Annotated in this window: 8 protein-coding genes; 6 read left to right on the top strand and 2 right to left on the bottom strand. The window is 36.4% G+C overall.

Going from position 1 to position 9,992, the window contains the following annotated elements; all coding sequences use genetic code 11:
• Window positions 1-335 precede the first annotated feature (335 nt).
• On the bottom strand, window positions 336-1,355 hold the full coding sequence (locus LLA01S_RS01235; protein WP_061777707.1) for an SDR family NAD(P)-dependent oxidoreductase: 1,020 nt from the start codon (window positions 1,353-1,355) through the stop codon (window positions 336-338).
• Between the two features lie 124 nt (window positions 1,356-1,479).
• Between LLA01S_RS01235 and LLA01S_RS01230 the strand changes: the two genes are divergently transcribed.
• Window positions 1,480-2,007 (top strand): TetR/AcrR family transcriptional regulator, encoded by a 528-nt coding sequence (locus tag LLA01S_RS01230; RefSeq protein WP_011677294.1) that lies wholly within the window; start codon window positions 1,480-1,482, stop codon window positions 2,005-2,007.
• A 41-nt stretch (window positions 2,008-2,048) separates the two neighbouring features.
• Here the strand turns inward: LLA01S_RS01230 and LLA01S_RS01225 are convergent, their stop codons facing one another.
• Window positions 2,049-4,742 carry a cation-translocating P-type ATPase gene (locus LLA01S_RS01225; RefSeq protein ID WP_061777706.1) on the bottom strand — a complete coding sequence of 898 codons (2,694 nt, stop codon included), beginning with the start codon at window positions 4,740-4,742 and terminating at the stop codon, window positions 2,049-2,051.
• Between the two features lie 137 nt (window positions 4,743-4,879).
• On the opposite strand from LLA01S_RS01225, the gene LLA01S_RS01220 reads away from it, so the two are divergent.
• From LLA01S_RS01220 to LLA01S_RS01200, 5 genes are all read left to right on the top strand, one after another.
• Window positions 4,880-5,392: a DUF536 domain-containing protein gene (locus LLA01S_RS01220; protein WP_011836159.1), complete on the top strand. Its 513-nt coding sequence runs from the start codon at window positions 4,880-4,882 to the stop codon at window positions 5,390-5,392.
• A gap of 276 nt (window positions 5,393-5,668) precedes the next feature.
• Window positions 5,669-6,679 (top strand): type I glyceraldehyde-3-phosphate dehydrogenase, encoded by a 1,011-nt coding sequence (gene gap, locus LLA01S_RS01215; protein ID WP_011677291.1) that lies wholly within the window; start codon window positions 5,669-5,671, stop codon window positions 6,677-6,679.
• Window positions 6,680-6,746: 67 nt separating this feature from the next.
• Window positions 6,747-7,091, top strand: a complete 345-nt coding sequence (locus tag LLA01S_RS01210) for a zinc ribbon domain-containing protein YjdM (RefSeq protein ID WP_015082981.1) — start codon at window positions 6,747-6,749, stop codon at window positions 7,089-7,091.
• A 138-nt stretch (window positions 7,092-7,229) separates the two neighbouring features.
• Window positions 7,230-9,230, top strand: coding sequence for an ATP-dependent DNA helicase RecG (recG, locus tag LLA01S_RS01205; RefSeq protein WP_061777705.1), 2,001 nt, complete (start codon window positions 7,230-7,232; stop codon window positions 9,228-9,230).
• The gene (locus LLA01S_RS01200; protein WP_061777704.1) at window positions 9,230-9,967 is read left to right on the top strand and encodes a hypothetical protein; all 738 of its coding nucleotides are present in this window, start codon (window positions 9,230-9,232) and stop codon (window positions 9,965-9,967) included. Before recG ends, LLA01S_RS01200 begins: the two co-directional genes overlap by 1 nt.
• The last annotated feature ends 25 nt before the right edge of the window (window positions 9,968-9,992 follow it).

Below are 9,992 nucleotides of genomic sequence, written 5' to 3'. Positions count from 1 at the left end.
AATTCGGGTTAATTTTGTATTTTTTTAAAATCATGGCTGTTCTCTTATAAAAATTTTTAGTGAGTGTTGCAGGTTCATCACTATAAATTTTTGAAGTTCATTTAAATTCTTCTTCATATGCATCTCCTTTGTTATAAAAAACTATATATTCAAACTATTTTGAATATATAGCATAATATTAGCACTTGATCAATAACATGTCAAAGAAGTTTGAACATTTTTAATATAACTGCTATTATTTAATCAAACGTAGTATGTATAATAAGTTTCATCTACTAAAAAAATAGATAAACTGACCTATTATAAATAGGTCAGTTTTATTTTATAGTAAGGGTTTATTCAAAATCCAGACCTGTTATATATTTTGAAATCTGCCAAAGTCTATCTGCGTCATTGTGGTCTACTGCATGCGGACGTAAGCCTCCAGAAAAATTATTAGCTTCTTCTGATGTCATAAGTCTGGCAATATTAAGGTCTTCACAATAAAGCCCACCCTTACCTTCTAAATCAGGGCTTGTTGAGGCCCAAAGAGGTGTTGCGGCACCTTGAGCTATTGTTTTTAAATAGCGATATTTACTTCGGTCAAAGCCGGATTTAAGTGCATTAAAAAATACGGGGATATGAATTAATTTAAAATAGTCGGCTAGGTAGCGGAGCCAAGGGATAATAGGTGAATTTTGACGACCAATATTTGTCATTGGAATCATGCCAGGGTGGACGGCAAAACTTCTAATTCCATATTTTTTTCCTAGTTCATCTAGTTTTATTGAAAATAAAACGTTGGCAGTTTTAGATTGTTGATAGCCTATTTGGGGACTGTAGTTTTCTATTTTTTCAAAATTCCAATCTTCTAGTAATGGTGTCATTTGTTGAGCACGACTGGATAAATTTATAACTCTTGAGTTTTTTGCATTTTTTAAAGCGGGTAAAAGTTCCATTGTTAATTGATAGTGGCCTAGATGGTTTGTGGCAAAGTGATATTCTATTCCTCGAGAATCTCTTTTTAAAGGAAGGTACATTAATCCAGCTGAATTAATAAGAATATCTAGTTTTGAATTATTTTGCAAAAAACTTTCGGCAAATTGATGAATACTTTTTGGATTGGTGAGCTCAAGGGGAAGAATGTCAATATTTTTTATTTTAGATAAATTTTTCTTGGCTACCTCCATTCTTCGGGCGGGGATAATAATTTTTGCTCCAGCACGTGAAAGTTGTTTGGTCATCTCTAAACCAATACCAGAATACCCACCAGTGATGATGATTGTTTTTCCTGAAAGATTAATATTTTTCATAACTTTATTTGCTGTTGTTTTATAATTAAATTTGTAGTTTGCTATTGGTTCTTGATTTGACATAATAAAATTTTCCTTTGTGTTATAATATTTATGTGATACAAGTGTAACAGCAAAAAAGAACTTTTACAATTAACTTTGGACGGTTTGTCTTTAAAAGTGACAACAAAATGAAAGTGTAACAGAAATGAAGCGAAAAGAGCAATATCAAGATTTTCATGACTTTATTATTGAAGGAACGATGTTGTGTTTAGAGAAATATACAATCAATGAATTGCCATTGACAGAAGTTTGCAAAAAAGCCGGGGTGAGTCGGATGACTTTCTATCGGCACTTCAAAAATAAGGAAGAAGTCGTATTAGAGTATTTTGAGCTAATCTATGATAAATTTCTTAAAGAACTTTTGGAGCTAGAAAGTATTAACTCACTTATTTTAAGTGAGAAGTTGGTGGGACTATTTGTTGAGCAAGAAGAAGAAATAGAAAAAGCTGTCAAGGGGAATTATTATTCGCTGGTTTTTCAGGTATTTGCCCAAAAGATGACTATTTTTTATAATGAAACAACGACTTGGGCTGATTATCTAGGGACAAATCAAAAATTTTGGAACGATTTTATGGCTGCTGGTTTATTTTATGTTTTAGGAAATTGGGTGAAAAATGGCTGTCAAGACTCTTATGATAAAGTGGTGAAGATGGTTGTAGAATTCCATGAATAAGTGAACAGATAAAAAGGCTCAAATTATTTTGAGCCTTTCTTTTAGCCAATAAATTTTTTCCCTTGTTTATTAAGAATCACTTTTGTAATTTCAATGACAAGAGTTGGGATTAAAGCTAAGATGATAGCTATTAGCCAGTGTGTCATTGATAATGGAGCAACTTCTAAGATATTCATCAAAATAGGAACATTTGTAAAGAGAACGGTTATTCCTAGTGACAATAATGTGGTACCAAAAATCATTTTATTAGTTGTAATTCCTCTTGTGAAGAGAGATTCATTACTTCTAGCGTTATAGACATTAATCGTAGAAGCAAGGGTTAGTATCACAAAGGCCATTGTTTGCCCGAGTTGATGGTTGGGTGTCAATCCAGCGATTTCAATAAACCTACCGAGATAAAAACCAATTAGAGCAGTAATGATGAATGCAGTGGAACAAATGGCGATGCGCCAGCTGACTCCTCTTGAGAAGATACTTTCTTTGACTCCAACAGGTGGCTGTTCCATGATATGACTGTCGGCTTTTTCACGTGAAAGTCCAAATCCGGGAATTCCATCAGCAAGGACATTGATGTAAAGGAGTTGAATTCCTGTAAAAGGCATTCCCCAACCGACAATTGCTCCAATGAGCATTGTTAGAATTTTAGCTACGTTTGCTGAGAGAAGGTAATAAATTGTTTTTTTGATATTGGTGTAAACACGACGTCCTTCACGAATAGCGGCGACAATGGTTGCAAAATTGTCGTCAGCAAGAATGATATCAGATGCAGACTTGGCAACTTCTGTGCCGGCTATTCCCATTGCAGTTCCGACATCGGCAGCTCTTAAGCTGGGTGCGTCATTGACCCCGTCTCCTGTCATGGCGACGATTTGTTCTTTTTCTTGCCAGATTTTTACAATACGAAGTTTGTCTTCAGGACTTACTCGGGCATAGACCGAAATTTGTTCAATCATTTGGCTAAGTTCATCATCGGTCATTGATTTAAGCGTCAGTCCATCAACAACTTTATCTCCGTCACGATAGATGTCAATTTGTTGAGCGATTGCTTTTGCTGTAAGCGCGTGGTCCCCTGTAATCATGATTGGTTTAATACCAGCTGCTCTAGCTTCTTGAACGGCAGCTTTTGATTCTAAGCGTGGAGGGTCAATCATGCCAACGATTCCAAGAAAGGTAAGGTTATTTTCTAATTCAGTTAAATCTTCTGGGATTTTATCGATGATTTTGTAAGAAAGAGCAAGAACACGTAGGGCTTGGTCAGCAAAAATATCATGTATTTTTTGTGCTTGATTTAATAGGTCATTTGAAGAACTCAGCTGTTCTGAAGGGTTTTCAGTAGTAAAGAGTGAAGGGTGCTGACTTTGATGTTGACTGCTTGGTGCAAGTCTATCAAAAGCGCCTTTGGTCAGTACGAGATATTTTTCGTTATTTTTAGGGTGAGGAATGACAACGGTCATTTTCTTACGTGAACTATCAAAAGGGAGTTCAGCGAGGCGTTTGGGTGCCTTTTCTGGCTGATAGAGTTTGTGAGTGATTAAGAAGCGAATAATTGCTGCTTCGGTTGGATCACCGTGGACTTCCCAATCACCATCAATGAGTTGAGCACTAGCATTTGAGGCATAAGCAAAGTTTTGGATAAGAGTGATTTCTGAGTTTGATAGTTGGCCTCCAGGCCAACTATCTTGTCCAGACAACCAGAGTTTTTGTATGGTCATCTGATTTTGGGTTAAGGTTCCCGTTTTATCTGAAGCGATGACTGTTGCATTTCCAAGAGTTTCAACGGCAGGAACGTTTCGGATAATAGCTTTTTTCTGAGCCATATTTTCCACACCATAAATGAGACTGAGAGTTACAATAACTGGAAGCGTTTCTGGAACAGCAGCAACTCCGAGAACAACGGCAGTCATTAAATTATCAACTAGAGGAACATTAGCATATAAAAGGTTGATGACGAAAATCAAAATTCCGGCAGCAAAGGCTATAATTGCTAAACGTTTTGCAAGTTTATCAATTCGTTTTTGAAGTGGCGTTTTTCCTTTGATTTGTTCGCCGATGAGTGTTGCAATTTGACCCATTTGCGATTTAGAACCAACTGCTACGACAATTCCTTCGGCTGTTCCGTTAAGGATATTTGTTCCAGAAAAAACCATGTTGAGTTGGTCTCCCAAAGGAACTTCATCAGTGATTTCAAGGTCAGCATTCTTATCAATTGGTTCGGATTCACCTGTCAGTGATGATTCGTCAACTTGGAGGCTATTGCTTGTAAGAAGGCGAATGTCGGCACCGACTTGCACGCCGGCGGTCAGTTCAATAAGGTCACCGCAGACCAGCTCGCTTGAAGGGATGGTCTGACGCTTTCCAGAGCGAAGAACGGTCGAAGTGGGAGAAGAGAGTTTTTTTAGGGCAGCAAGGGCGTTTTCTGCCCTGTTTTCTTGAAAAATGGAAATGAAAATATTAATGATGACAATAAGGAGAACAACAATTGTCTTGGTATAGTTTCCGTTGCTGATATATGCTAAATATGCAGAGAGGAGGCCGACCAAAATCAGGATGATATTCATAACTTCTAAAAGATGGTGGAGAAGTTTTTGGAGAAAATTAGGTCCTTTTTGATCTTCAAAATTATTGTGGCCATACTTGATGCGAGAGTTTGTGACTTGAGTTGGACTCAGCCCAGTTTTCGCATTAATATCATAAAACTTTTTTATATTTTCAATGGCTTCTGTTTTATATTTCATATCTGTCAGTCCTTTCTTTTGGGAAATTACATTATAATTTAATTATAATATATTTTTAATAATTCTCTTAACGATATACAAATAAAATTTTTACAAAAGTCTGTATAATTAGCCGAAAATATGGTATTATTGATGATATGAAAACTAAAACAGTAAGTGAATTGGCAGAGCTTTTTGGAGTCACTCGCCAAGCGATGAATAAACGGGTAAAATCGCTAGATACTAAATTTGTTGAAAAAAATGAGAAAAATGTAACAGTCGTCAATGCCGAAGGAATCCATGAACTTGAAGGTTTATATGGAAAAGTAGTCACTGCTAAGGCCGAAGTTTTAGAAGAAAATACTGACAAAGGTTCTGAGATTGCCATTAAAGCAGATGATGCAACATCTGCAGCTTATGAAATGATTAGTGCGTTGATGAAAGACAAAAACGCTGAGATTGAGCGTTTGAATAGTCAACTTATCTCTAAAGATCAACAAATAAATGTTAAAGATGCACAAATCGCTGAAAAAGATGAACAGATCAAAAAACAGCAAGAATTAATGGAAAAAGCTTTGACAGATCAAAATCAATTTTTCACTGATTTACAAGAACAGTTGAAAACAACGGAAAATAAAGGCTTTTTTGGGCGCTTATTTGGAAAAAAATAAGAATAAAAATTACTGACAGCCTGCTCAGTAATTTTTTTAGTCATATTTTTAGGTGGAAAGTCAAAGATTATTGCCAAAAGTATTAGCTTTTTTAATGTTAACCGCTTTCAGGAGAAGGGGAGTTCATTTGCTTTTGTAGAGCGCTTTCTAAGGTAGTTTATGTTTGCAAATTTTAAAAAAAGTGTTAAAATAAAAGAGTAAGTTAAATTGTTAACTTAGTCAATTTAAAAGGTTTGCCTTTTATAAAATCTAATCCCTATAAGGAGGAAACTACTAATGGTAGTTAAAGTTGGTATTAACGGTTTCGGTCGTATCGGTCGTCTTGCTTTCCGTCGTATTCAAAATGTTGAAGGTGTTGAAGTTGTTGCAATCAACGACTTGACAGATCCAGCAATGCTTGCTCACTTGCTTAAATACGATACAACTCAAGGTCGTTTTGATGGTAAAGTTGAAGTTAAAGATGGTGGTTTTGAAGTTAACGGTAAATTCGTTAAAGTTACTGCTGAATCTAACCCAGCTAACATCAACTGGGCTGAAGTTGGTGCAGAAATCGTTCTTGAAGCAACTGGTTTCTTCGCAACTAAAGAAAAAGCTGAACAACACTTGCACGCTAACGGTGCTAAGAAAGTTGTTATCACTGCACCTGGTGGATCAGATGTTAAAACAATCGTTTTCAACACTAACCACGAAGTACTTGATGGAACTGAAACAGTAATTTCAGCTGGTTCATGTACAACTAACTGTCTTGCTCCAATGGCTGATACTTTGAACAAACAATTCGGTATCAAAGTTGGTACAATGACTACAGTTCACGGTTACACTGGTGACCAAATGACTCTTGATGGCCCACACCGTGGTGGAGATTTCCGTCGCGCACGTGCTGCAGCTGAAAACATCGTACCTAACTCAACAGGTGCTGCTAAAGCTATCGGTCTTGTGTTGCCAGAACTTCAAGGTAAACTTCAAGGACATGCTCAACGTGTACCAGTTCCAACTGGTTCATTGACTGAACTTGTTACTATCCTTGATAAAGAAGTTACAGTTGACGAAATCAACGCAGCTATGAAAGCTGCTTCAAATGAATCATTTGGTTACAACGAAGACCAAATCGTTTCATCTGATATCGTTGGTATCTCAAACTCTTCACTCTTTGATGCTACTCAAACTGAAGTTACTTCAGCTAACGGAGCTCAACTTGTTAAAACTGTATCTTGGTACGATAACGAAATGTCATACACTTCAAACCTTGTTCGTACACTTGCATACTTCGCTAAAATCGCTAAATAATTTTCCGATTTTAACGGTATAAAAACCAGTCTTCGGGCTGGTTTTTTTATTTTATAAAGGAGAAAAAATGGAGACACCAAAATGTATTCATTGCTCAAGTGAATATACTTATGAATTATCAGATACGAGCTTTGGCTGTTCTGAATGTGGGAATGAATTTACGCTTGAAGAAATTGAAGCAGCTGGAAAATTTATTGTCCTTGATAGTCTAGGAAATGAGTTAGAAACTGGGGATGATCTTGTCATTGTACAAGATTTGCCGGTTAAAGGAATGCCAAAACCAATTAAACAGGGTACAAAAGTGAAAAACATTCGTATCAATCCAGAAGGGAAAAATGAACATTTTATTGATTCAAAAATTCCAGGATTTGGAGCGATTAGTTTGAAGGGTTCGGTTGTTAAAAAAGCATAAAAAGTAATCAGAAAATTTTCTGATTATTTTTTTTACTGACAGAGAATTTATCAGCAAAATTTACTGATAAAATACTCTGTCAGTAAATTATATTTGATTTTTGAAGCATTTAGCCTTATATCTTGGTATAATAAAAGTATGAAATTAACAGATTCAGTGCAATTTTTAAAAGGTGTGGGGCCAAAGTCTGTGGAAAATTTCCATAAGTTAGGAATTTTCACAGTTCAAGATTTACTGCTTTATTTCCCTTTTCGTTATGAAGATTTCGCAAGTCGTTCGGTTTTTGAGCTTGTTGACGGAGAAAAAGCAACGATTATTGGAACGGTAGTGACCCCAGCCAATGTTCAGTATTACGGATTTAAACGTAATCGACTTTCATTTAAAATTAAAGAAGGTGAAGCCGTCGTTGCTGTCAGTTTTTTTAATCAACCCTATTTGGCTAATAAAGTGGAGGTTGGAAAAGAAATTGCGGTTTATGGAAAATGGGAACAGGCAAAGCAACAACTGATGGGAATGAAAGTTGTGGCTCAGGTGGACGATGGATTAGAACCTGTTTATCATTTGACAGCGGGTATGAAACAAAGTCAATTGGTCAAAGTGATTCATCAAGTTTTTGAATCAGGGCTTCTGTCAGAATTACCTGAGAACTTACCAGAATTTTTGATAGAAAAATATCGTCTGATGAACAGGCAAGAAGCCGTTTTGGCCATGCATTTTCCAGAAGATATGGAAGCTCATAAGCAGGCATTGCGACGTGTAAAATTTGAAGAATTATTCATGTTTCAGTTGAAATTGCAGGCACTGAAAAATAAAGAAAAATCAGGACGAGCAGGTTTACAAGTTATATTTGAGCAAGAAGAAATTGATAAAAAAATTTCGGACTTACCTTTTGAATTGACTGGTGGCCAATCCCGGGCTTTGACCGAGATTCTGGATGACATGAAATCTCCTTACCACATGAATCGGCTTTTGCAAGGTGATGTGGGATCTGGTAAGACAGTTGTCGCTTCGCTTTCAATGTATGCGGCTTGTCTGGCAAATTTTCAAGCAGCAATCATGGTTCCAACGGAAATTTTGGCTCGTCAGCATTTTGCAAATTTACAGGCACTCTTTCCTGAGTTGCAAATCTCACTATTAGTTTCAGGCTTAAAAGCAGCTGAAAGACGGAAAATATTAGCTGATTTAGCTAGTGGGCATACGCACATGGTAGTGGGAACGCATGCGTTGATTCAAGAAGGAGTTGATTTTTATAACTTAGGTCTAGTGATTACAGATGAACAACACCGTTTTGGGGTCAATCAGCGGAAAATTTTGCGGGAAAAAGGGCAAAATCCAGATGTATTAATGATGACGGCAACGCCAATTCCAAGAACGCTTGCGATTACGGCTTTTGGAGATATGGATGTTTCAATTATTGATGAACTGCCAAAGGGGCGTCAACCCATTACCACAAGATGGGTTAAACATGAACAGTTTTCTGAAGTTTTAAGTTGGGTAAAAGGTGAGGTTGCTAATGATTCTCAAGTCTACTTTATTTCACCATTGATTGAGGAGAGCGAAACCCTAGACCTGAAAAATGCAGAAGCCTTATTTGCGGAATTAAATGACTACTTTGGTTTATTTGCCAAAATTGGGCTTTTACATGGAAAAATGAAAAATGATGAAAAAGACCAAATTATGCAAGAATTTAAGGCTAAAAAATTGGATATTTTAGTGTCAACTACTGTAATCGAAGTAGGGGTTGACGTGCCTAATGCAACCATCATGGTCATTATGGATGCTGACCGTTTTGGACTATCACAACTTCATCAGTTACGAGGACGTGTTGGTCGGGGAACAAAAAAATCTTACGCCATTTTAGTGGCAAATCCTAAGTCGGATTCAGGAAAACAACGGATGAAAATTATGACAGAGACGCAAAATGGTTTCGTTTTAGCCGAAGAAGATTTGAAAATGCGTGGTTCTGGGGAAATTTTTGGACTTCGTCAATCAGGACTTCCAGAATTTATTGCGGCAGATTTGGTCAATGATTATAATATTTTAGAAGTAGCCAGACAAGAAGCAGTTGAAATTTTTAAAAAGGCAGACGAGTTTCCTGATTTGATTGCGCAAGTGAACGTTGAGGGTGGATTTGACTGATGAATGAGAATGAATTGAATGATTTGATTTTGGATATTTGGTTAGATTTTGAAGAATTAAAAGTAAATCCCGAAAGTGCTGAGGTCTTAATTCCGAACAGCATGCCACTTTTATGGTTCGGAGATTTACCAGCCTATGAAAAATCGGACTTAAAAATACTGACCGTCAGTAAAAATGCATCTTATGCCGAATTTGGTGAAAATCAACGTTTTGAAAAATTACTGACAGAACTTTCGTCAGTAAATCTGGAAATTTACAAGTCAAATCTTAATCAATATTTTGAATATAATCCCAGTTCTTGGTTCAATCAGTTAGCAAAATTTTTTCCAATTTTTGATGCAGCTTACAAACAGTCTGAAAATCAAATTAACCGAGCCTTGCATATTGACTTGTTTACACCAATTCCAACAGAGCCAGTCTGGCCGAATTTAACCAAAAGTCAACAATCTCAATTCGTAATGAAATTTCCACAAATTATGCAGATTTTAAAGCCTGATATTTTGTTGACCAGTCTGTCAGTAAGTAATTTAAAAATTTTACTTAAAAATGCAGGAACCGAAATCGAAGAAATTTTCAACGAAGAAGAGCTAGGAAAATCGGCCAAGTATGTTCGGGCTTATCGACTTGATAAAAAATTAATCGTCATCAACGGTCGCAATTTCCAAGGCACTTATTTTGGTGGAATGGCTGACCTCTTTGTGCAAAAGTGTTTGAGGGAAATTAAAAAGATGATGTAAATTACTGACAGGAATTTCTGTCAGT

It is taken from the genome of Lactococcus cremoris subsp. cremoris NBRC 100676, assembly GCF_001591705.1.
Taxonomy (GTDB): Bacteria; Bacillota; Bacilli; order Lactobacillales; family Streptococcaceae; genus Lactococcus; species Lactococcus cremoris.
This window is presented reverse-complemented; position numbering and strand designations above follow the sequence as displayed.

Excerpts from the sequence above, each read along its gene's own strand:
- LLA01S_RS01225 (WP_061777706.1), bottom strand. The coding sequence starts at position 4,742 with ATGAAATATAAAACAGAAGCCATTGAAAATATAAAAAAGTTTTATGAT.
- gap (WP_011677291.1), top strand. The coding sequence starts at position 5,669 with ATGGTAGTTAAAGTTGGTATTAACGGTTTCGGTCGTATCGGTCGTCTT.
- LLA01S_RS01235 (WP_061777707.1), bottom strand. The coding sequence starts at position 1,355 with ATGTCAAATCAAGAACCAATAGCAAACTACAAATTTAATTATAAAACA.
- recG (WP_061777705.1), top strand. The coding sequence starts at position 7,230 with ATGAAATTAACAGATTCAGTGCAATTTTTAAAAGGTGTGGGGCCAAAG.
- LLA01S_RS01210 (WP_015082981.1), top strand. The coding sequence starts at position 6,747 with ATGGAGACACCAAAATGTATTCATTGCTCAAGTGAATATACTTATGAA.
- LLA01S_RS01230 (WP_011677294.1), top strand. The coding sequence starts at position 1,480 with ATGAAGCGAAAAGAGCAATATCAAGATTTTCATGACTTTATTATTGAA.
- LLA01S_RS01200 (WP_061777704.1), top strand. The coding sequence starts at position 9,230 with ATGAATGAGAATGAATTGAATGATTTGATTTTGGATATTTGGTTAGAT.
- LLA01S_RS01220 (WP_011836159.1), top strand. The coding sequence starts at position 4,880 with ATGAAAACTAAAACAGTAAGTGAATTGGCAGAGCTTTTTGGAGTCACT.